Raw genomic sequence first — 21,518 nt, 5'->3', positions numbered from 1 at the left:
AATCAGTGGGTTCCGGGTTCAAGTCCCGGGGGGTGCACAGAGTTGAGAAACCGCCGTTCGGATGATCCGAACGGCGGTTTCTTGTTTGCCTCCTATGGCACGCAGCTGCCCGGGTGCGGGCCGCTAGCGCTGGCGTCGAGCCGGTGCCTTGGCCGCAGGTCGGACCGGTGCCCTGCCTGCTGCTCGGGCCCTGCCATTCATTCGGGTTCTATATGGCTTGAGCGCATTCTCCGAAACGCCGCAGCCGTCCGCGCACTCAAGCATGGGGTTCAAGTTGGCTCCGTCACCGGGTTCCGCAACAGCTGCGGTGTCGATGAGACGGCCGTAGCAGTCGGGACAGAGATATGGTGCATACTTCATTGCGCACTCCTTGCAGATCGACCACTGTCTGATCTGCCGTTAGACATGCAGGCTCTGGGCCGACATGGGCGTATGCAATTTGCACAAACACGTCGCCCTCAGTCTAGCAGTCGGGTCTCAACGGGCCCTGTGCTGCGATTTCCACCCTCGCCCCGGCCGAGGCGCTTCAGTCCTTGCCCGCGCGGGCGTAGGCGCCGAGGACTTGACGCTCGGAATCCCCGAGGTAAGCGCCCAGCTTCGCCGCCGCCGCCCTGGGGCTCTCGTTGAGGTAGGTATCGAGGACTTCTTGGTTGCGCTCGACGAAAGGCGCATGGAGGAAGTCGAGGACTTCGACCTTGAGGAAGGCCAGCCGGAGCTCGGCGAGAACGTTTCCGAACGACCGCATCAGACGGGAGCTGTCGGAGAGTGAGACCAGCGCGTTATGGAAGGCCATATTCACCGTTCCCACCTGCAGCCAGTCATCGGCGGCAGCGGCACTGTGTGCGGTCTCGACTGCTCTGCGCATCTGCTCGGCGCCCGGGTGGTTCTTCGGCGCGTTCTCCAACACCGAGCATTCGATATGGCGACGCACCCGGTAGATGTCGATGACGTCGGAGGTGTTCGGTGATGCCACCGACACCCCACGGTGCGGGATGTGATTGACCAGCCCCTGCTCCCCCAGCACGCGGAAGGCCTCACGCAGCGTGTTGCGGGAGACGTCGAATTCCTTCGCCAGTGCAGCTTCGGACAGGCGGGCACCGGGACGCAGCTCGCCGGCGATGAGACGGTCGGTGAGCAGATTGACCAGGGACGATTCGTGATTCACGGTTCCATCCTAGTGATCGGCGCAACAAACGTCTCATTTTCACGTGAACAATTCCTGGATGAAGATGTGATGCAAGTCTATTCTTGTTGAACAATCCGTGCTAGATTGTCTACCAATTCATGACAGTGATGCGGGCCACCACAGCGGCTGGCTCGTCCATCGCAACGGAAACGCAGACCAGCCACAAGGCAACGCCCTGGCACCAGGCAACTTGGAGATCCCATGTCACAGCCGCAAGACCACGACACGAAACAACCGAGGAAGGTCAGTCGCAGCGCGATCCTGGGCGCCATCTTCCTCATGGCCACCTCGGCGATCGGTCCCGGGTTCATCACCCAGACGGCGACGTTCACCGCTCAGATGGGCGCAGCCTTCGCCTTCGCCATCTTCATGTCGATCCTCATCGACATCGCCATTCAGCTCAACGTCTGGCGCATGATCACGTCCTCGGGCAAACGAGCCGCACAGCTCGCCTCCAGCGCGATTCCGGGCACGGGCATCCTTCTGTCGATCCTCATCGTCATCGGCGGTCTGGCCTTCAACATCGGCAACATCGCCGGCGGCGGCCTCGGCCTCAACGCGCTCCTCGGCATCGATCCGAAGCTCGGCGGTCTGCTCACTGCAGTCCTGGCCATCGGCATCTTCCTGTTCAAACGCGCGGGCAAGGTCGTCGACATCGTCGTCATGGTCCTCGGTGTCGGAATGATCATCCTCACCGTCATCGTCGCGATCGTGTCCGACCCGCCTGTCGGTGAGGCGATCAAGCAGAGCTTCCTGCCCGACACGATCAACTTCGCCACCGTGACCACCATCGTCGGGGGAAGTGTCGGCGGCTACATCACCTACTCCGGTGCCCACCGCTACCTCGACTCGGGCCAGACCGGACCGGAGCATGCCCCCTATGTCATGCGTTCGGCCCTCTCCGGCATCCTCGTCACCGGCGTTATGCGCTATATCCTGTTCCTGGCCATCCTCGGCGTCGTTGCATCGGGTGTGGCCCTCGATCTCGGGGGTCAGGCCTCCAACCCTGCCGGGCAGGCCTTCGCCGCAGTCCTCGGCGACGCCGGCATGCGCGTCTTCGGTGCCATCTTCTGGGCCGCGGCACTGTCCTCGGTGATCGGGGCCGCCTACACCTCGGCGACGTTCCTGTCCGCATTCTCCACACGCCTTGCCAAGGGCTGGCCGCTGCAGCTGGCCACGGTCGCCTTCATCACCGTGTCGCTGATCGTCTACCTGAGCGTCGGAACCGCGCCGGCGACCCTGCTCGTCTTCGTCGGCGGATTCAACGGCCTCATCCTGCCGATCGGCCTGACGATCTTCATGTACATCGGCTGGTTCAAACCACAGCTGCTGCGAGTCGCCACCTACCCCAAGTGGTTGCTCATCATCGGCACCGCGGCAACACTGGTGATGTGGTACACGGCCGTTGAATCGGTCGGCCCCATCTTCGCAATGATCGGAATCGGAGGGTGACAATGAACGCCAATGACACCATGACCATCGACCTCAACTCGGACCTCGGGGAGAACGTCCCCGATCGCGTCGTCAGCGACGACACGGCCATGCTGGGCCTGGTGACCAGCGCCAACGTCTCGTGCGGGTTCCATGCCGGCAACCCCGAGGGCATCCGCTCCACGGCGGCTGCGGCGACGAAGGGCGGAGTCGTCATCGGCGCCCACCCCGGCTACGACGACTACGAGGGCTTCGGCCGCCGCCCACTCGACGTTCCCGCCGCTGCCCTGCAGGCCCAGGTCGAATACCAGATCGGTGCCCTGCTGGGCCTGACCACCGCTGTCGGCGGCTCGGTCGCCTACGTCAAACCCCACGGAGGCCTCTACAACGCGATCGTCCACGACGAGGCACAGGCCAAGGTCGTCGTCGATGCGGTCAAGGCCGTCGATGACAGCCTCGTCTTCCTCGGTCTGGCCGGCAGCGTGGCCAATCGTGTCGCCGCCGAGGCGGGACTGACAGTCGCCGCTGAGGCCTTCGCCGATCGCTCCTACAACCCCGACGGCTCCCTGGTCTCCCGCACCGAGCCCAACGCTGTCCTCCACGACCCCGAGGCCGTGGCCGCCCGCGTCCTGCGCCTGGTCCAGACCGGACAGGTCGAGGCCATCGACGGCAGCCTCGTCGACGTCGACGCCCAGTCGATCTGCTTTCACGGCGACAGCCAGGGTTCGATCGACATGGCCCGCGCCGCACGAGAGCTCCTCGAATCCTCGGGTGTGACGATCGCTTCGTTCGCCGGTGCCGGTCGATGAACGAGGTCCGCACTGCGGCTGGAGTGCAGGCCTCTGTTGGAGCGCAGGCCCGCGAGCGCATCCGGGCCGGGTCCACGGAACCGACCTCTGGCCTGGCTCCTGGTCTGGTTCAGGCCAACCTCATCGCCGTCCCGGCCGAGTGGGCCTTCGATATGCTGCTCTTCGCCCAACGCAACCCGAAGCCGTGTCCGGTCATCGATGTTCTCGAACCCGGGCAGGTCGAATCCGCGTTGGCGCCGGGCAGCGACCTGCGTTCCGACATTCCCGGCTACAGACTCTGGGAGAACGGGTCACTCGTCGGCGAGGTCGATGATGCGACCGATGTCTGGGCCGAGCATCCTGACCTCGTGTCATTCCTCATCGGATGCAGCTTCACGTTCGAATCCGGACTGCTCGAGGCCGGCATTCCGATCCGCCACCAGGAAGCCGGTCGCAACGTACCGATGTACTCCACATCGATCGCCTGCCGACCCGCCGGTCGGGTCCACGGCAACATGGTCGTGTCCATGCGCCCCATCCCTGCCCATCAGGTCGCCGAGGCGGTGCGCATCACCGACCGTTTTCCCGCCGTCCACGGTGGTCCCGTCCACATCGGAGAACCCGAGCAGATCGGCATCACCGACCTTGACTCCCCCGACTTCGGCGATGCCCCCGCGATCGAGGACGGCGACATTCCCGTGTTCTGGGCCTGCGGAGTGACTCCTCAGATCGCCATCCAAGCCTCGGCCCCACCGTTCGCGATCACGCACTCACCGGGCCGGATGTTCATCACCGACGCGCCGGAAGGCAACTACCGCCAATGATCGACAACCTCGACTTCCACACCGCCTCCCGCCGCCATCTCCTCGTCGAATGTCCCGATCTTGTCGCCACGATGCACCTGCACCAAGCGCTGGAGGCGGCCGAACTCGACGGCATCGAGGAGCTGATCCCGGCCGCACGGACGGTGCTCATCCGCTTCGACCCGGCCCGCACCTCGGCGCCGGTGCTCGAAGATCGGATCCGCAGGCTCGAGCACACTGGGGCGGACTCGACCGAATCCCGTGAGGTCACGATCGACGTCGTCTACGACGGGGAGGACCTCGCCGAGGTGGCTGAACTTCTGTCGCTGTCGACCGCCGAGGTGGTCGCTCGGCATCAGCGTGCGACCTGGCAGGTCGCATTCTCCGGGTTCGCCCCCGGGTTCGGATATCTGGCCGGTGACGATCCGATCTTCAATGTCCCCCGCCGCTCCTCACCACGCACCCGTGTGCCCGTCGGAGCTGTCGCCTTGGCGGGGGAATTCACCGGGGTCTATCCTCGGGCCTCCCCCGGCGGCTGGCAGCTCATCGGCCGCACCGACGCCACACTCTGGGACCTCGATCGTCAACCACCGGCACTGTTCGTCCCCGGAACGACGGTGAAGTTCCGCGAGGCGAAGCGGGAATCGGTCACAGTCGCTGAGACGAGCGCGGAATCCTCGTCGTCGCAGAAGGGTGCGCCTGCGCAGCCGGAGCCATCGCCACAGCCGGTTTCATCGTCACAGCCGGGCAAAGTCGCATCGGCGCATGCCTTCACGGTCATTCGTCCCGGACTTCAGCTGCTCATCCAGGACCTCGGACGGCCCGGCTTCGCCGCCATGGGCGTCTCAAGCGCCGGAGCCGCCGACCGTTCGGCGCTGCGGGCCGCCAACCGCCTAGTCGGCAATGCCGAGACCACGGCCGGGCTGGAGAGCGTCGGGGGTGGAGCAAAACTGGCCATCGCCGGTGACGGTGTCGCCGCTGTGACCGGGGCGCACTCCACGATCACCGTCACCTCTGCCGGTGGAACCGTGTACCGGCACCACCTCGGCGAGGCCTTCTCACTCGAAGATGGGGACGAACTCGAACTCGGTGCCGCCGAACGCGGAACCAGGGTCTATGTCGCTATACGGGGTGGGATCGAGACGGAGACCGCGCTGGGCAGCGCCTCGGCCGATACGCTGGCTCATCTCGGTCCGGCCCACCTGGAACCGGACACCACGGTTACTCTCGGTCGGCCGGAGTCGGCTCCTCAGCTCGTCGATCCGGTCCGCGGCTCAGGCCACGAGCGGCACCTGCCCACGCCGGGAGAGACCATCGAGATGTCGGTGACCTTGGGACCGCGTGATGACTGGTTCACCTCGGCGGGGATCGAAACCCTGCTGGGCCAGGAATGGACGGTCACGCACGAATCCGATCGCGTCGGACTCAGACTCGACGGTGAGGTTCCACTCGAACGCTCCCGCACCGGAGAACTGCCCAGCGAGGGCGCTGTCACCGGGGCGCTGCAGGTCCCACCCAACGGACAGCCGGTGCTCTTCGGCCCCGACCATCCGCTGACCGGCGGCTATCCGATCATCGCCAGCGTCGATGACACGGATCTGGCGGCACAGCTTGCGCCCGGGGTCATCATCCGCTTCGTCACCGACGACTCGCCGGTCACTGTCGACGGTGCCACCACCACAGACCACATTCACCATTCACCGGAGAACGGACACTGAATCATGCCGAAGATCCTCATCGCCAACCGCGGCGAAATCGCCGTCCGCGTCATCCGCGCCTGCTCCCACTACGGCCACACCTCGGTCGCCGTCTACGCCGACCAGGACCTCGAAGCCATGCACACCCAGCTGGCCGATGAGGCCTACTCCCTGCCGGGATCCAGCGCGGCCGAGACCTACCTCAACATCGACGCGATCATCGCCGCGGCCACAAAGTCGGGGGCCGATGCCATTCATCCCGGGTACGGGTTCCTGTCCGAGAACGCCGACTTCGCTGCCGCGGTCGAGGACGCCGGACTCATCTGGATCGGGCCCACTGCGGACACGATCACGGCACTCGGTGACAAGGTCACCGCCCGCCAACTGGCGCAGAAGGTCGGCGCCCCGCTGGCCCCGGGCATCGACCGACCGCTGAAGGATGCCGCCGAGGTCGAGGACTTCGCCGCCGATCACGGTCTGCCGATCATCATCAAGGCCGCCCACGGTGGCGGTGGGCGCGGAATGAAGATCGTCCATGACCTCGCCGAGGTCGCCGACGCCTTCGAATCGGCCACCCGCGAGGCCATGGAGGCCTTCGGACGCTCCGAGTGCTTCGTCGAGAAGTTCCTCGAGCGCCCCCGCCATGTCGAGGTCCAGGTCGTCGGCGACGGTCAGGGGCAGGTCGTTGCCGTCGGCGATCGTGACTGTTCGGCCCAGCGCCGCAATCAGAAGCTCATCGAGGAGGCACCGGCTCCCGGGCTCAGCGCCGATCAGCATGAGCGCCTCCACCGTTCGGCCGAAGCCATCTGCGCCGAGGTGAACTACAGGGGCGCGGGCACCGTCGAGTTCCTCCTCGCCGCAGACGATACGATGACCTTCCTCGAGGTCAACACTCGCCTGCAGGTCGAGCACCCGGTCACCGAGGCGGTGTCCGGGGTTGATCTCGTCGCCGAACAGTTCCGCATCGCCTTCGGCAAAGGACTGTCCCTGTCCTCGACGCCCGAGCCGCACGGGCGCGCCATCGAGCTGCGGATCAACGCCGAAGATCCCGGCCGAGGGTTCCTGCCCACGCCGGGCCGCATCGATTCTCTGTCTGCTCCGGGTGGGCCCGGGGTGCGTTGGGATGCCGGGGTTCGCGCCGGTGACACGGTACAGCCGGCCTTCGACTCTCTGTTCGCGAAGCTCATCGTCCACGGCCCCGACCGTGATTCTGCGATCGCGCGCACGGTCACTGCCGCCAAGGAACTGCACGTTGAGGGACCAGCCACGGTGCTCCCCTGTTCCCTTGAGATCCTCACCGACCCGGCGTTCACCGCCGAGCAGCTCGGCATCCACACACAGTGGATCGAAACGGAGCTCCTCCCCCGGCTGACGACGCAGCCTCGGCCGGCACCGATTCCCGAGTCCTCGCTGCAGCGCATGGACATCGAGATCGACGGCAGACTCACTCGGCTCGGACTGCCGGCTGCGCTGTTGGCTGGATTGGGCACCGCCGGTGGCGGTGGCAACGGCGGCGCTGGCAACGGTTCTGCCAGTGGTATCGGTTCGGACGGATCTGAGGCTGGCGCCGCAAGTGCGGGGGCCGTGAGTGCTCCGGTGCCCGGTAACCTCGTCGACTATCTTGTCGCCGACGGCGCCGAGGTGGCCGAGGGTGACGATGTCGCTGTGCTGTCGGCGATGAAGATGGAAACGCGCGTCCAAGCACCCGTGTCCGGGACGCTGACGCAGGTGGCAGGCGTCGGAGCCATGGTGGGTGTCGGCGAGGTCATCGCTCGCGTCGAGTGAGCCTCGGACGTCAGGGTTGGCACCTGCGTCAGCGGTTCGGACTAGAGTGGTTGGTGAACTGAGAACTTCCGATGAGTTCCGCACGAGAAGAGGAGACACTATGCCACGTCTGTCAGTCGGCGACGCAGCCCCGGATTTCACCCTGACCAACCAGGATGGGAAGTCCGTGACCCTCAGCGAGTTCAAGGGACAGCGGGTCGTCGTCTACTTCTACCCAGCTGCCATGACTCCCGGCTGCACGACCGAGGCCTGCGACTTCCGCGATTCGCTCTCGGCACTCTCCGCTGCCGGTCTCGTTGTGTTGGGCATCTCCCCTGACAAGCCGGAGAAGCTCAAGAAGTTCGCGGAGAAGGAGGGGCTGAACTTCGACCTCCTCTCAGACCCCGACAAATCCATGATGGAAGCCTGGGGCGCCTTCGGCGAGAAGAAGAACTACGGCAAGGTCGTCCAGGGTGTCATCCGCTCGACGCTCGTCATCGATGCCGACGGTGCCGTGGAACTGGCGCAGTACAACGTCAAAGCCACCGGCCACGTGGCACGTGTGCGCAAGGCGCTGGGCATCGACGCAGCCTGACCTCCTGCATTATCTGATCGTTTCAGCATCGCGCCTTCGTCCTGCTAATCTTGAGGACGTCGCGCGCGAGTGGCGGAATTGGTAGACGCGCTGGATTTAGGTTCCAGTGTCTGCGGACGTGGGGGTTCAAGTCCCCCCTCGCGTACAAAATGGACAACGGCCTCTGGTTAGGGAAGTATCCTCCCGACCAGGGGCTTTTTCACATACTCTTGCAGTACATGTCGCCTTGCGGCGATCACATGTCATCCCGCAGAACTATGAGGAAAGGTACGGACAGTCATGGCAGATTCGTCGACCACTTCCGTCCGCCCAGTGTCTCCTGCAGATGAGACTCGCTGGCGTGAGCTCTTCCGCGGCTACCGCGAGTTCTACCATCTCCCGGAATCCGAAGAAATCGTTTCGAGAGTCTGGGGCTGGCTCATGGATGCCGGCCATGAATGCGATGGGCTGGTCGGCGAGGCGAATGGTCGTATCGTCGCAATCGCGGACTTCCGGAGGTTCTCGCGTCCGTCGACCGGCTCGGTCGGTCTCTGGCTCGACGACCTCTTCACCGATCCTCAGGCTCGCGGCGCAGGTTCCGGCAGAGCGCTGATCGCCCGTCTGCAAGAGATCGCCGCGGACGAGGGACGTTCGGTCGTCCGGTGGATCACTGCGGACGACAATGCTCAAGCGCAGGTGCTCTACGACCGGATCGCGACGAAAACCAACTGGCTCACCTACGACGCGAAGCCGAAGGAAGCATAAGGACGCAGTTTGTCTCGATCAGCCCGCCTCACCAATTCTGCAATCTCGTCGTAGTTTCCCAAGCGTTTGTGCGCAGACCTCAACTCATGCGAGTTCGCAGTTCTTCGGCGCCTGCGCCCTCGAGCAGCGAAGCGAAAACCGGACGTCCCGCCATCGCCATCACCAGATCCAGGAGCCGGCCTCTGACCGCCGGCCCGCTTCCGACCCTGAAGTCAGCATCGTCTGCGACGAGAGTCAGACCCGTGACCAACGTGCTGCTGTTGACGGCGAAGTCCTTCGCGGCGTAGAAGCGCGCGACCTCAAGGACTGCGCCGGAGGCAGGAGTCAGAGTCAGCCCGAGTGGCCGGGCGATGTCCTGAGAGTGGACGATGACCTCGCCGAGGAACGCAGGATAGTCCTTCGTCGGTACGATCGTGGCCGTGATGCAGTTGCGGAAGACCTCCAGAGTCTCTTCCGGCGACCTCCCTCGGAACCTGTCGAGGAGTCGGGCATTGTGGCGGTCAGCGTTGAATCCAGCGGCGACGATGCTGCGAATCCACGCCCACCTGCCCGTGTTCGCCGCCGCGCTGAGATGGGCAACGACTTCTTCGACTGACCAGGCCGAACACAGCGTGTCAGCGCTCCACTGGTCAGAACCGCGCGTCTCCAGCAGTTCGACCAAGTGGGCACGTTCGGCATGGATGAGACTCCACCAGTCGACAGCTTCAGACACTTCGTCCTTCCGTTCGGCTCCCTGCGTCCACAGGTCACCTTGGGAACACGAGCCGGAACCGCTCGCACACTACGAGCATATCCGAGGCGGAACCCTCTGAGGTCTGACTGCAGTCTCGCCAGAACCTCTCGTGGATCTCCCGCCAGGCCGCCAGTGTCCGTTCGCCTTCGCCTTCGGCGTGAGCATGCTCGGCAGTCACCTCGTCGAAGGGAACAGTCACGACGGCAGTGGTCTCGATGACCGCTCGGGGACTGTCGCGGCCGTCGAGGATGATGCTCACTTCACCGACTCTGGGCACTTCTTCCTCTTCGGCTTCGATGTCACAGAGCGCAGAGGCTGTGCCGGTCTTCGTCCCGTCAAGGACCAATGCGAGGAGGTCATCGGCATGCTCGGGCGTCGCGCCGAAGGCCCACGCCTGGGGTGCGTGCACCGGCAGCTCCGGTACTGCTGACCGTGCGGCCGACCAGAAGTCTTCGAGCGACATACTATTCACGAAACACCTGCCTCCAGCTGCAGCCGCAGCCCATCGATGAGGGCGTTCAGCCCGAAGTCGAATGCGGCAGTCGCCGAAGAGGTCTCGGCGAATCGTGGGTCGAGGGCGGCACGGATTTCGGAGAACCGGGCATCAGCCGAATCCTGTGCGATGAGGTCACTGGGAGCGATGATGTCGAGTGCGGATCCGAGGACGTGGGCCTCGACCGTGCGCATGACCGCCACGGTCCTTGATTCCGGCCAGCCGCCTCGGCGCAGGCCGACGATGACCGCATCGTACATCTCGTACGTCGACAGATCCCGAATCTCCGTCGTCGCCAGCAGGCGGATGAGATTGGGGTGGGCGGCGAATGCTCGCAGGTAAGACCGTGCCCAGGACTCGAGGGCCCTCTCCCACGTAATCGCCCTCGCAGATGTCCCCGCCGAGGCGAACGCGGCCACATCTATGTCGGCGACGATGCGGGCCCGCATGAGTTCGATGAGTTCGGTTCGACCCGACACATGGTTGTACAGAGACGACACCTGCCGATCGACACGAGCAGCCAGAGTGCGCATCGACAGCGCCTCGGATCCGTCGTCGTCGACGAGGGCGAGCGCGGCGTCGACGAGTCGTTCCGGATTGAGTCTCATACCGACCTCTTTCCCTCTTCCCCTGACCTCCCTCGGAGTGTATCGTGTTCTCAGTCACAAACACGAACACTGTTCGTACTATGTGGCGGGTCAGAGATCACACGCAGCGAAGCGGGGGACGAAGCGAATTGGCTTTGACGCATTTCCACAATGGCACCATCTGGCGCGGAGCCTCGAGTGGCCCCGCCGACTCGCTGCTCGTGAGAGACGGCGCCATCGTCGCGATCGGTTCCGCCGAGGTCGACCAACACCAGAACTCATCCTCATCCGAGCACTCACCCGCAGACTCGCCCGAGTCAGTCGACCTCGAAGGCGGCTTCCTCATGCCGTCCTTCGGCGATGGTCATGCCCATCCGATCTTCGGCGGGCTCGAAGCGGAGGGACCGCAGGTGCGCTCGTGTGCCAGCGTCGCCGAGATCGTGACCGAGGTGCGACGTTTTGCTGAAGCCAACCCCGAGGTCGAGTGGATCACCGGCGCCTCCTACGACGGCAGCCTCGTCGAGGGCGGGCTCTTCGACTCCCGTTGGCTCGACGACGCCGTCGCGGACCGACCCGTGGTGCTGCGTGCCTGGGACTACCACACGGTGTGGTGCAATTCCCGGGCCCTCGAACTCGCCGGCATCACCGCCGGCACACCCGAACCGAAACTGGGTGAGATCCCTCGTCGAAGCGATGGTTCGCCCTTGGGAACGCTGCGGGAATGGGGCGCGGTCGATCTCGTCGACGCCGTGCGTCCGCCGCTGGACGAGGCCGTTCGGCTGCGCGCGCTCGAACGGGCAGCCGACTACTACCTCGAGCGCGGGGTCACCTGGGTCCAGGACGCCTGGGTCGAACCGGCCGATGTCGAGACCTATCTGGCCGCCTCGGATCAGGGCCGGCTCAAGATCCGGTTCAATCTCGCCCTCTATGCGGATCCACGTCACTTCACCGATCAGCTGCCTGCCATGGTCGAGGCCAGGAGGCGCGTCGAAGAGCGTGGTGATCCGCTGCTGAGCGCCCGGACCGTGAAGTTCTTCGCCGATGGCGTCGTCGAGAACGAAACCGGGTCGCTGCTCGAACCGTACTGCTCGTCCCTGCACAATCACGGCCTGCGGGTGTGGGAAGGCGAAACCTTGGCCGAAGCGGTGCGAGCGGTCGACGCGGCCGGATTCCAGGTCCACATCCACGCCATCGGTGATGCCGCCGTCCGCCAAGGTCTTGATGCCATCGAGTCGGCGATGACGCTCAACGGTCCACGGGTTCGCCGGCCGGTCATCGCCCATGCGCAGCTCGTCGATGCCGACGACCTCTCACGATTCGCAGAGCTCGGGGTGATCGCGAACATGCAGCCGCTGTGGGCGCAGCTCGATGACCTCATGACCGTGCTCACTGTCCCCCGCCTCGGCGAGGACAGGGCCGGTCATCAGTACCGGATGCGGACCATCCTCGAACGTGGTGGACGCTTGTCGTTCGGTTCGGACTGGCCGTGCACCTCGGGCACACCCGTCGAGGGCCTGGCGATCGGCACCAGCCGACAGAACTGTGCGGGCGAACCCGCAGGCGGGTGGACTCCGGAGGAGATCGTCGACATCGACCGTGCCCTCGACTGCTATTCGACCGCAGTGGCCCACCAGGCCTTCGCCGATCGCTCCCCCGCAGTCTGGGGCGAGATCCGCCCCGGGGCGAGCGCAGACCTCATCCGATTCGACCACGACCCTCGGGACTTGACACCGCAGGAACTCGCGAAGATGCCCGTTCGCACCACCTACCTCGGCGGCGTGGCCGTGCATTCATCGACCTGAGCGAAAGGACCACCATGTCCGACTCACACGACACCAGCGCGCCCCAAGGTGGCAGAGAACACCACGATGGCGGCGAAGGGCACCTCAAGCGTGCTCTCGGGGTCCCGTCTCTTGTGTTCTTCGGCCTCGTCTATATGGTGCCGCTGACCATCTTCACGACCTATGGCATCGTCACTCAGGTCACCGGAGGCCGGGTGCCGCTGGCGTACGTGATCACTCTCCTCGCGATGGTCTTCACTGCCAGGTCCTATGCGAAGATGGCCCACGAGCTGCCCTTCGCCGGGTCCGCCTACACATACACGCAGAAGAGCTTCGGGGCTGGTATCGGGTTCGTGGCAGGGTGGGCGCTGCTGCTCGACTACCTGTTCCTGCCGATGATCAACTACCTCGTCATCGGCATCTATCTGTCCGCGGCGTTCCCGATGATCCCCGCCTGGGTGTTCGTGCTCACGGCGATCGTTCTCGTCACGGTGCTCAATGTCATCGGCATTGTGTCCGTGGCACGAGCCAACATCGTCATCATCGCGGCCCAGGCGATCTTCATCCTCACCTTCGCCGCGCTCGGCATTGCGTCGATGTCGGGTTCGGGCACGGTCGATCTCATGGCACCGTTCACCGGTGACGGCAGTGCACCCGGCTTCGGCAATGTCATGGCAGGTGCCGCAATCCTGTGCCTGTCGTTCCTCGGCTTCGATGCGGTCTCGACTCTGTCCGAGGAGGCCAAGGATGCTCGGCGCACCGTCCCGCGTGCCATCGTCATCGCCACTGTCACAGGCGGTCTGATCTATATCGCGCTCTCGTTCCTCGCTCAGCTCGTCTACCCGTCGAATGACTTCGCCGACGTCGATTCGGGAGCCCTCGATGTCATGGGTGCTGCAGGCGGAGAGTTCCTCACGATCTTCTTCACCGCCGCCTATGTCGCCGGGGCCTGCGGATCCGCGCTGACATCTCAGGCCTCGGTCTCACGCATCCTCTTCGCGATGGGTCGTGACGGTGTCCTGCCGAAGCGCTTCTTCGGGCGTCTCTCACCACGATTCCACACCCCGATCCTCGCAACACTCGCGGTCGGAGTGGTATCGCTGTTCGCCTTGGCCGTCGACCTCAGCTTCATCTCCGAGATGGTCAGTTTCGGTGCACTCATCGCGTTCTCTGCGGTCAACCTCTCGGTCATCAAGTACTTCATCATCGATGGGAATCAGCGCGGATCGCGCGCGATCATCAACTACATCATCCTGCCCGGCATCGGCTTCTGCCTCACCCTGTGGCTGTGGACGAGCTTGTCACCTAGAACGCTGCTCATCGGAGCGATCTGGCTGGTCCTCGGCATAGGCTACCTCGCCTTCGTCACTCGTGGCTTCCGCCGTCCGACTCCGATGCTGGATCTGGCCGACTAGAGGGCGGGCCCGTAGTGCAACGGGTTGACGAGCCGTCATGTGAGACAACGCTTCTCGTAGCCTAGACAATCCCCTGTTCCACCAACACCTATGAGTACAAACATTTATTTGTGGTAGTCTGTCTGCATCCGAGCGAAAGGATGCCGACGATGACTGCTGAACCCGACATCGACCTGCCACTTCGAGCGCTCGCCGACAGCAATCGCCGGTCGATTCTCCATGCGATCCGCGGCCATCCGCTCCCGGTCGGGTCCATCGCCGAGGTAGTCGGACTGTCCCAGCAGACGACATCGCACCATCTCGGCGTGCTTCGAAGAGCCGGCCTGACCGTCGGCGTCCGCGAAGGCACACGCCACCTGTTCGCAGTCGAGACCGATGGCCTTGCGGCAGTTCGCTCCTACCTCGACGACTTCTGGCCGACCAAACTCTCGGAACTCAAGGCTGCTATCGAGGCACGAGACGAACCCGAGAATGCAGGCGGCGAGGCCCATGGCTGAATTCCGAGATTCCATCGAGATCGCCGCCTCGCCGGAGACGGTTTTCGAGTACCTGACGACGAACTCAGGCATGACGGCCTGGATGGGCCAGTACGCCGATCTGGAGGCGACGGCTGGGGGCCGATTCGCCGTCGACATCGCGGGGCACCCCGTCCGAGGGAAATTCCTCGAGGTCAGTCGCCCCTATCGTGTGGTCGTGTCATGGGGATTCGCCGGCAGCGTGGATCTTCCCCCTGGTGCGTCCCGGGTCGAATTCACCCTGACCGCCATTGGATCGGGAACGCGGGTCGATCTGCTCCATGCGCAGCTGCCCGACGCTGAGGTCCGCGGTCACGCCGACGGTTGGGCGCACTTCCTCCCCCGCCTGATCATCGCCGGTTCGGGCGGAGATGCAGGAATCGATGACTGGCAGCCAGACGCGACAATGACCTGACGGGACAACACAACAAGCTGCGTGGTGTCAGCTTTCACACACATCCGTTTGCACACTCACACGGAACCATCGATCGCAGAGGAGCTTCTCATGACCTACGAATCAGCCCAGGACGTCGTCAGCCGATATCACCACGCGTGGACCAGCGGTGATATCGATGGGGCAATGGATCTCATCGACGAGGACATCGCATGCCGAGCCCCAGGAGCCGACCTCGAAGGCAAGGAGGCGTACAGGTCGTTCATCGGCGGATTCGCGCCGATGCTCACCGGCATCAGCGACATTGCCGCTTTCGCTGAGGCCGACAGGGTCGCACTGTTCTACTACCCCGAGACAGCAGCCACAACGACTGCACCAGCCGCCGAATTCTTCACTGTTCGCGAAGGACTCATCAGCGAGAGCGTGCTCATCTTCGATCGACTCTCCTATGGCCCTCAGGATCCGGACCGAGGTGCGCAATGACGATGACGTCCGCGCAAAGGTCACTGGCAGAACGCATCCGCACCTCAATCGCCGCTGAACCCATTCAACGCGAGGTCTCGATGTTCGGCGGTCGCTCGTTCATGGTCAACGAGAAGATGATCGTCAGTGCCGGCAAGGACGGCTCCCTGCTGGTCAGGATCGCCGCTGAAGACCACGACCGGCTGCTGCTCGAACAACCCGGTGCTGAACAGGCCGAGATGGGAACGGGACGAACCATGGGACCAGGCTGGATCACCGTCGCCGCCGACCACCTTGTCGACGAGGCCTCGCTGGCACTATGGCTCTCATTTGCGATCGACTACAACCGAGCGCCCAGGTGAGGCCCTGTGAGGCTCGACCAGCTGGTCAGTACCCGCCGCTTCACACCACGGGCATGCGATCACGCTCATAGGTGATCGATGAATAGCCGTGAGGGTCTGGCTGCCCCGTCTCCCCTACGCTGACGAAGACGATCCTGTCGATGCTCAGAATAGACTTGCGCGTGATCATATTGCGCACCTGAGCACGCATCGTCAGTGACGTGTTGCCGAAACGAGTTGCGACGAGACCCATCTCGATGAGATCCCCTTGCCGAGCCGAAGCTACGAAGTTGATCTCGGAGATGAGCTTCGTGACCACACTGTGGCTGCCGAGCTGAATGATCGCGTAGATCGCAGCTTCCTCGTCGATCCACTTCAGCAGGCTTCCTCCGAAGAGCGAGCCGTTCGCATTGAGGTCCTCCGGGCGAACCCACTTGCGTGTATAGAAGTTCATTCCGTCGACTCGATGAGTCGTATTCGCCGAGGTCATTGCCAATTCGCTCATCGCCATCCCTATCGCAGTTCTCTCGCTCTTGGACTCAGGCTAGCCGAGGGATATTTCGCCTGGATTTCAGGCAAAGCGCAAACATTTCGAGCTGGTTTCACCTCGCCGCTCATGCAGATGTCCTGGTGCCGGACCATACCCCGCCTATTGCAATAGTGTGTGTCACACACTATTGTGTGAAGCATGAACGAGGATGAAGAGCAGGCATTGGCGACACACGAACAGGAGCTGAGGCGAGGCACCGTCGTCTTCGCCAGCCTCGTCGCCTGCCGTCAGCCGCAATACGGGTACTCCCTGCTCACGACTCTCACCGAAGCCGGCATCGCCACAGAGGCCAACACCCTCTATCCGCTGCTGCGACGACTCGAGAAACAGGGCCTGCTCACCGCCGAATGGAACACGGAACAGGCACGTCCGCGCAAGTACTACACCGTCACCACCAGCGGGGCCGAAGTCGCCGCAGCACTTCACACCCAATGGCTGGAACTCAACTCCAGCATCACGACACTCTGGAAAGAAGGGACACCATGAGTGCTCTCACCGACATCTACGTCGACACCGTGATCGGCCACCTGCCGGAGAACTCACGGTCTGACATCGCAGCAGAGATCAGGGCCACGATCGACGATATGGTCGAGGCCCGCCTCGGCGGCCTGGAACATCCTGCAGATGAGCAGACCGCGGCTGCCGAGCGCGAGGTGCTCGAAGAACTCGGCGATCCGATTCAGCTCTCACGTGAGTACACGAACTCCCCGCAACATCTCATCGGGCCGAAATCCTATCCGATCTTCCTCTGGACCATGCGCTGGGTGCTTCCGCTCGTCGCCGTGGCCGCGGCTCTCTCCTCCGCCATCGGCTTCATCGCCTCCCACGATCCAGTCCAGATCGGGGCACTGATCGGCCAGCTCGTCGCCAAAACGGTCATTGCACTGCTCGTCGCCTTCGCCACGCTCACGATCCTCATCGCCCTCGGGGACCGCGGTCTCAGCGGTGGTGCTGCTGAAAAGATGAACGACACCAGGACCACCTGGTCCGTCGATCAGCTGCACGCGACCGATGTGAAGGCGAAGCAGATCCGCGCCGAGGCGATTCTCGGTCTGGTCTTCCTCGTCCTTCTGGCGCTGATCCCCTTCGTCCCGACCACCCTGTTCTACGTCGGCCACCTCAACAGCGGTGAGCCCTTCATCAATCCCGAACTCGGGACGGGCTGGCTGCTCGGATACTGGGGCTTCCTGGCGCTCATGGCCATTGTCGAGGTGGTGAAGCTGGTTCGTTCATCGGCACGTCCAGCCGTCCTCCTCAGCGGAGTCATCATCGATGTGGCCACGGCCGTCTTCCTCACGATCGCGCTGCTGACTCAGACGGTCCTGCACCCTGAGCTGACGAGCACCTCCGGCGCCGAGGTGCAGCAGATCATCACTGTCATCGCAATCTGGGCGATCGTCATCTGGGATCAGATCAGCACGTGGCGCGCCCACCGAGCGAACCGCTGACCGCGTAGCCTGGTCCGGGTGCAACCCCATGGTTGTTCCCGGACGAGAGGAAGTGGCCAACTCATGACCGAAGAGATCGGCGTCGTCGGCGCTCGCGAGCACAACCTGTCCGGCTTCTCCGTCTCTCTCCCGCACAGGCAGCTCATCGGCATCTGCGGCGTCTCCGGCTCCGGCAAATCGTCCCTGGCCTTCGACACCATCTACGCAGAGGCCCAAAGGCGCTACCTCGAATCGGTCTCGCCCTTCACCCGTCACCTCCTCGGCGCGGTCTCTGCGCCCCAGGTCGACCGGATCACGGGCCTTCCGGCCGGCATTGCAGTGAAACAGCTGGTGTCGACACCACCGGAGAACTCGAGCGTGGGCACGCTGTCGCAGGTCTCGGATCTGCTGCGAGTGCTCTTCTCCCGCTTCGGTGACTATCCGGCGAACCAGGGTCGTCTGCTTGCTTCTGCTTTCTCCCCCAACACCGTCGAGGGTGCCTGCCCGACGTGCGCGGCGAAGGGCAGCATCCATGACCTCGACCTCAACGCAGCCGTACCCGACGACGCTCTGACCATTCGCGAGGGCGCCATCGCCGCCTGGCCGGGAGGCTGGCTGGGACGGAATTTCAAGCACCTTGTCGAGGCACTGGGAATCGACGTCGACATTCCCTGGAAGCGCCTGCCCGCTGACACCCGCACCTGGCTGCTGACCACGGAAGACACACCATCCGTGACCGTCGAGCCGGAGAAGATACTCGACCACGTCGCCCGCGAATACACAGGCAAATTCCGCAGCGCCCGCCGGTACCTGCTCGACACCATGGTCACGACCAGCAGTGCCACGATCCGCGAGCGCACCGAGGAATTCCTCAGCAACGACCTCTGCCCCGATTGCCATGGGAGCCGCATCAACCCTGCCGCATTGGCGGTGACGATCGGCGGGGAGAATATCGCCGAGGTGGGCGACCACAGCCTCACAGACCTAGCCGTGACGATCAACGCCGCCATCGCCGCCGACCTCGAACGCGGCCCCAGCGATTCGAAGCGATTCTCCGCAGCCACAGATGAGGCCGCCCACGTCCTCCTCGACGAACTCGACAAGCGCACCGACGTAATCGACAACCTCGGCGTCGGCTACCTTCCACCCAAACGGTCAGCGGCCACCCTCTCCCCCGGTGAGCTGCAGCGACTGCGCTTGGCAGCCCATCTGCACAGCGGCCTTCACGGCATGGTCTATGTCTTCGACGAACTCTCCACCGGTCTGCACCCGAAGGACACCGATCACCTCTTCACCCATATTGAGGCTCTGCGGGATGCGGGCAATACGGTCATCCTCGTCGAACACGATATGGAGCTGGTGCGCCGCTGCGATTGGGTCATCGAACTCGGTCCCGGCGGAGGTGCGCGTGGAGGCCAGCTCATGTTCTCCGGACCCGTCACCGAGGCACTCGACGCGGAGAGCTCGACCGCTGTCCGCCTGCGCAACGAAGCCCCGAAGCAGCCATGGCGTGCGCCTCACGACTTCGAGGGCTGGGCCCGGTGCACCAGTCTGTCGGCGAACAACCTCAGCGATCTGTCTCTGGAATTTCCCATCGGTCGTCTCACGACCCTGACGGGAGTCTCGGGTGCGGGCAAGAGCTCGGTGCTGCGGTCGGTGGCAACACTGGCCAGGAACGCCGGGGCCTCCCCCTTCGATGGTGACGATGAACCACAGGCTGTGGCCCATGGCGGTGAGCGGGGCGAACTTGTTGGGGCGAGCGCCGCCGGGCTCGAGGCCTTCGATCGGGTCGTCAGCTTCGATCAGTCCACCATCGGGCGGTCACCGCGATCAGTCATCGGCACCTACCTGGGCATCTTCGACAAGATCCGCACTCTCTTCGCCAAGACCGATCTGGCCCGCAGCCGCGGCTTCACCTCCACGCAGTTCTCGTTCAACACCGCCCGTGGGCGGTGCCCGCGCTGTGAAGGATTGGGCATCATCACCATCGACCTCGTCCACCTGCCGGCCTCCAGCGGCACCTGCCCACAATGTGAGGGACGCCGGTTCGCCGAGCAGACTCTGGAGGTCACAGTCGAAGAACTGACCATCGCGGATGTCCTCGACCTGTCCATCGATGCCGCAGCGGAGGTGTTCGGAGAACGACTGGGACTCGTCGCCCATTTCGAGGTCCTGCAGAGGGTTGGCCTCGGTGGTCTGCTGCTCGGACAGTCCTCGGCGACGCTGTCCGGCGGTGAGGCGCAGCGGCTGCGGCTGGCCGCGGTGATGCGGGCCAGGAAGCGACGTGAGCGTTCACTGTTCATCCTCGACGAACCGGCCAATGGTCTGCACCCAAGCGACGGGCGAGTGCTGGGTGAACTCTTCCGACAGATCGTCGACGAGGGCGATACGATCCTCATCGCCGATCACAATATGGAGCTGGCCGCCGGCTCCGACTGGCTCATCGACATGGGCCCCGGCCCTGGCCCGGACGGCGGTCAGATCGTCGCCGAGGGGCCTCCCCGCAAGGTGGCCGCGGCTGGTGTCGGTGCCACGGCCGAGGTTCTGTCTGCGCGGTTCGGCACCGCTGGCAGGCAGAACTCGCCACAAGGCCTGCAAAAGGCCGCCACCAGGAAAGAAGTAGTCAATGACACCGTCATCACAGGGCGCTAAAGTTGCGTTCTTCATTGTCCTCGCGCTGACGAGCATACTCGTGATACTCAGCGCGGGAGTATCGATCTGGTCGCAGATCGGAGAAGGAGGGTGGGTCGCTAAGGCGGTGTTCGCCGTCGTGTGCTGGATAGTCACATTGCCGTTCATCCTCACGACAGTCAGCTGGGAAGCGATTCTGCTCTTGACCAGAAGCAGCCGAGCCGACAACCGCCTTCGGTCCTCCGGGCAGCTGCGGCGCCGATGAGCACTCCCTGACTCAAAGTATTCGCAGAAGTTGCAGGCGGACTCTAACGGCGGCTGCGGACAACGGTGAACTTGCTGGTGCGGGCCACCTGCTCGCTGGGACCGATGTGGCGCTCCAAGACATCGCGATAGCGCAGGTGAGAGTTGAAGACGGTGAGAACCTGCCCGCCGGGCGCCAGAAGCTTCGCCGCTGTGCGCATGAGCCCGGCCGCGGTATCGGTCTCGATCGCCGTGCCCTGGTGGAAAGGCGGGTTGAGGAGGATCAGATCGTAACCGTCGCTGCTCAGTCCGGACCCGGGCCCGGCCAGAGCCTGCGCATCCGTGGCATCGGCGAGCACGGTCTCGATCTCGAGTCCGTTAGCCTCCGCCGTCTCCCCCGCCGAGGCGACCGCCGCCCTCGACACATCCACGCCGGCACCCGTCGCCGCCGACGTCACCTGCAACGCCGCACACAGCAGCCACCCGTTCCCACAGCCGAGATCAAGGACGGATCGAGGGGAGCCGGCCGTCACCTCGACGGTGCGAGCTTCAACGGTCGAAGTTGCGGCTATCTGAGTTTCAGCAGCCAGGGCTTCGAGCAGTGCTGCCGAGCCTTCATCGCCCTTCACCCCGGAGAAGCAGGCACCATGGGCCCTGACCTGCAGCGGACCTGTGGCCGGATGGTCGATGCTGCCATGCTTGGGGAAGCTCGGCAGACTGGGTGACGACAGCGCACGGCTGCCGATGATCATGCGGTGCTTGCCGACGCCCGGCGACACGTCGACGCGGGCGAAACCGCGCGCCAGCTCCTTGTTCACGGCGCGGCTCATCGAATCGCTGCGACCGATCACGATGACCGTGGTCACGTGAGCTTGGACGGCGGCGACCGTCTCGGCCAACGCCTGAGTCGCCTTCGGCGCGTTGACGATCGCCCAGAC

At 64.2% G+C, this 21,518-nt stretch carries 22 protein-coding genes and 1 tRNA gene; 17 read left to right on the top strand and 6 right to left on the bottom strand.

What is annotated here, in order from left to right; translation table 11 throughout:
* Positions 1-526: 526 nt before the first annotated feature.
* Positions 527-1,165, bottom strand: coding sequence for a GntR family transcriptional regulator (locus tag L0G76_RS05965; protein ID WP_304356399.1), 639 nt, complete (start codon positions 1,163-1,165; stop codon positions 527-529).
* A gap of 222 nt (positions 1,166-1,387) precedes the next feature.
* Between L0G76_RS05965 and L0G76_RS05960 the strand changes: the two genes are divergently transcribed.
* The 8 genes from L0G76_RS05960 (at position 1,388) to L0G76_RS05925 (ending at position 9,008) form a co-directional block, all read left to right on the top strand.
* Positions 1,388-2,638: an NRAMP family divalent metal transporter gene (locus tag L0G76_RS05960; RefSeq protein ID WP_304356398.1), complete on the top strand. Its 1,251-nt coding sequence runs from the start codon at positions 1,388-1,390 to the stop codon at positions 2,636-2,638.
* Between the two features lie 2 nt (positions 2,639-2,640).
* Positions 2,641-3,426 carry a LamB/YcsF family protein gene (locus L0G76_RS05955; RefSeq protein ID WP_304356397.1) on the top strand — a complete coding sequence of 262 codons (786 nt, stop codon included), beginning with the start codon at positions 2,641-2,643 and terminating at the stop codon, positions 3,424-3,426.
* Positions 3,423-4,229 carry a putative hydro-lyase gene (locus L0G76_RS05950; RefSeq protein ID WP_304356396.1) on the top strand — a complete coding sequence of 269 codons (807 nt, stop codon included), beginning with the start codon at positions 3,423-3,425 and terminating at the stop codon, positions 4,227-4,229. The genes L0G76_RS05955 and L0G76_RS05950 overlap by 4 nt, the downstream gene beginning before the upstream one ends.
* Positions 4,226-5,926, top strand: coding sequence for a 5-oxoprolinase subunit B/C family protein (locus tag L0G76_RS05945; protein ID WP_304356395.1), 1,701 nt, complete (start codon positions 4,226-4,228; stop codon positions 5,924-5,926). The genes L0G76_RS05950 and L0G76_RS05945 overlap by 4 nt, the downstream gene beginning before the upstream one ends.
* A gap of 3 nt (positions 5,927-5,929) precedes the next feature.
* Complete coding sequence (locus tag L0G76_RS05940; protein ID WP_304356394.1) at positions 5,930-7,690, top strand: acetyl/propionyl/methylcrotonyl-CoA carboxylase subunit alpha; 1,761 nt, start codon at positions 5,930-5,932, stop codon at positions 7,688-7,690.
* A 100-nt stretch (positions 7,691-7,790) separates the two neighbouring features.
* Positions 7,791-8,264 carry a thioredoxin-dependent thiol peroxidase gene (gene bcp / locus L0G76_RS05935; protein WP_304356393.1) on the top strand — a complete coding sequence of 158 codons (474 nt, stop codon included), beginning with the start codon at positions 7,791-7,793 and terminating at the stop codon, positions 8,262-8,264.
* Positions 8,265-8,327: 63 nt separating this feature from the next.
* Positions 8,328-8,409: transfer RNA gene (locus L0G76_RS05930), tRNA-Leu, on the top strand.
* A gap of 134 nt (positions 8,410-8,543) precedes the next feature.
* On the top strand, positions 8,544-9,008 hold the full coding sequence (locus tag L0G76_RS05925) for a GNAT family N-acetyltransferase (RefSeq protein WP_304356392.1): 465 nt from the start codon (positions 8,544-8,546) through the stop codon (positions 9,006-9,008).
* 79 nt (positions 9,009-9,087) lie between these two features.
* Here L0G76_RS05925 and L0G76_RS05920 read toward each other — a convergent pair whose 3' ends face one another.
* The 3 genes from L0G76_RS05920 to L0G76_RS05910 are packed head-to-tail and all read right to left on the bottom strand — an operon-like array spanning position 9,088 to position 10,842.
* Positions 9,088-9,720 (bottom strand): maleylpyruvate isomerase family mycothiol-dependent enzyme, encoded by a 633-nt coding sequence (locus L0G76_RS05920; RefSeq protein ID WP_304356391.1) that lies wholly within the window; start codon positions 9,718-9,720, stop codon positions 9,088-9,090.
* 34 nt (positions 9,721-9,754) lie between these two features.
* Positions 9,755-10,204 carry an ASCH domain-containing protein gene (locus L0G76_RS05915; protein WP_304356401.1) on the bottom strand — a complete coding sequence of 150 codons (450 nt, stop codon included), beginning with the start codon at positions 10,202-10,204 and terminating at the stop codon, positions 9,755-9,757.
* Positions 10,205-10,209: 5 nt separating this feature from the next.
* Positions 10,210-10,842 (bottom strand): TetR/AcrR family transcriptional regulator C-terminal domain-containing protein, encoded by a 633-nt coding sequence (locus L0G76_RS05910; protein ID WP_304356390.1) that lies wholly within the window; start codon positions 10,840-10,842, stop codon positions 10,210-10,212.
* Positions 10,843-10,976: 134 nt separating this feature from the next.
* On the opposite strand from L0G76_RS05910, the gene L0G76_RS05905 reads away from it, so the two are divergent.
* From L0G76_RS05905 to L0G76_RS05880, 6 genes are all read left to right on the top strand, one after another.
* Positions 10,977-12,623 carry an amidohydrolase gene (locus tag L0G76_RS05905; protein ID WP_304356389.1) on the top strand — a complete coding sequence of 549 codons (1,647 nt, stop codon included), beginning with the start codon at positions 10,977-10,979 and terminating at the stop codon, positions 12,621-12,623.
* Positions 12,624-12,637: 14 nt separating this feature from the next.
* Positions 12,638-14,017 carry an APC family permease gene (locus L0G76_RS05900; RefSeq protein ID WP_304356388.1) on the top strand — a complete coding sequence of 460 codons (1,380 nt, stop codon included), beginning with the start codon at positions 12,638-12,640 and terminating at the stop codon, positions 14,015-14,017.
* Positions 14,018-14,166: 149 nt separating this feature from the next.
* Complete coding sequence (locus L0G76_RS05895; RefSeq protein WP_304356387.1) at positions 14,167-14,514, top strand: ArsR/SmtB family transcription factor; 348 nt, start codon at positions 14,167-14,169, stop codon at positions 14,512-14,514.
* Entirely contained in the window at positions 14,507-14,947 is a 441-nt protein-coding gene (locus tag L0G76_RS05890; protein ID WP_304356386.1) for an SRPBCC family protein, read from the top strand. The genes L0G76_RS05895 and L0G76_RS05890 overlap by 8 nt, the downstream gene beginning before the upstream one ends.
* A gap of 90 nt (positions 14,948-15,037) precedes the next feature.
* Positions 15,038-15,409: a nuclear transport factor 2 family protein gene (locus tag L0G76_RS05885; RefSeq protein ID WP_304356385.1), complete on the top strand. Its 372-nt coding sequence runs from the start codon at positions 15,038-15,040 to the stop codon at positions 15,407-15,409.
* Positions 15,406-15,750 carry a TfoX/Sxy family protein gene (locus L0G76_RS05880; RefSeq protein ID WP_304356384.1) on the top strand — a complete coding sequence of 115 codons (345 nt, stop codon included), beginning with the start codon at positions 15,406-15,408 and terminating at the stop codon, positions 15,748-15,750. The genes L0G76_RS05885 and L0G76_RS05880 overlap by 4 nt, the downstream gene beginning before the upstream one ends.
* A 40-nt stretch (positions 15,751-15,790) precedes the next feature.
* On the opposite strand, the gene L0G76_RS05875 is transcribed toward L0G76_RS05880, so the two are convergent.
* On the bottom strand, positions 15,791-16,234 hold the full coding sequence (locus tag L0G76_RS05875; RefSeq protein ID WP_487246991.1) for an acyl-CoA thioesterase: 444 nt from the start codon (positions 16,232-16,234) through the stop codon (positions 15,791-15,793).
* A 183-nt stretch (positions 16,235-16,417) separates the two neighbouring features.
* On the opposite strand from L0G76_RS05875, the gene L0G76_RS05870 reads away from it, so the two are divergent.
* From L0G76_RS05870 to L0G76_RS05860, 3 genes are all read left to right on the top strand, one after another.
* Entirely contained in the window at positions 16,418-16,765 is a 348-nt protein-coding gene (locus L0G76_RS05870; protein ID WP_304356383.1) for a PadR family transcriptional regulator, read from the top strand.
* Positions 16,762-17,727 (top strand): HAAS signaling domain-containing protein, encoded by a 966-nt coding sequence (locus L0G76_RS05865; RefSeq protein WP_304356382.1) that lies wholly within the window; start codon positions 16,762-16,764, stop codon positions 17,725-17,727. Before L0G76_RS05870 ends, L0G76_RS05865 begins: the two co-directional genes overlap by 4 nt.
* 63 nt (positions 17,728-17,790) lie before the next feature.
* Entirely contained in the window at positions 17,791-20,358 is a 2,568-nt protein-coding gene (locus tag L0G76_RS05860; protein WP_304356381.1) for an excinuclease ABC subunit UvrA, read from the top strand.
* A 287-nt stretch (positions 20,359-20,645) separates the two neighbouring features.
* On the opposite strand, the gene L0G76_RS05855 is transcribed toward L0G76_RS05860, so the two are convergent.
* A partial coding sequence (locus L0G76_RS05855) for a class I SAM-dependent methyltransferase (RefSeq protein ID WP_304356380.1) occupies positions 20,646-21,518 on the bottom strand: 873 nt, incomplete at its 5' end.

Source organism: Brevibacterium picturae (assembly GCF_030453725.1).
GTDB lineage: Bacteria > Actinomycetota > Actinomycetes > Actinomycetales > Brevibacteriaceae > Brevibacterium > Brevibacterium sandarakinum_A.
Note: the sequence above shows the minus strand (reverse complement) of the source record. Positions and strands in the feature narration are given on the sequence as shown.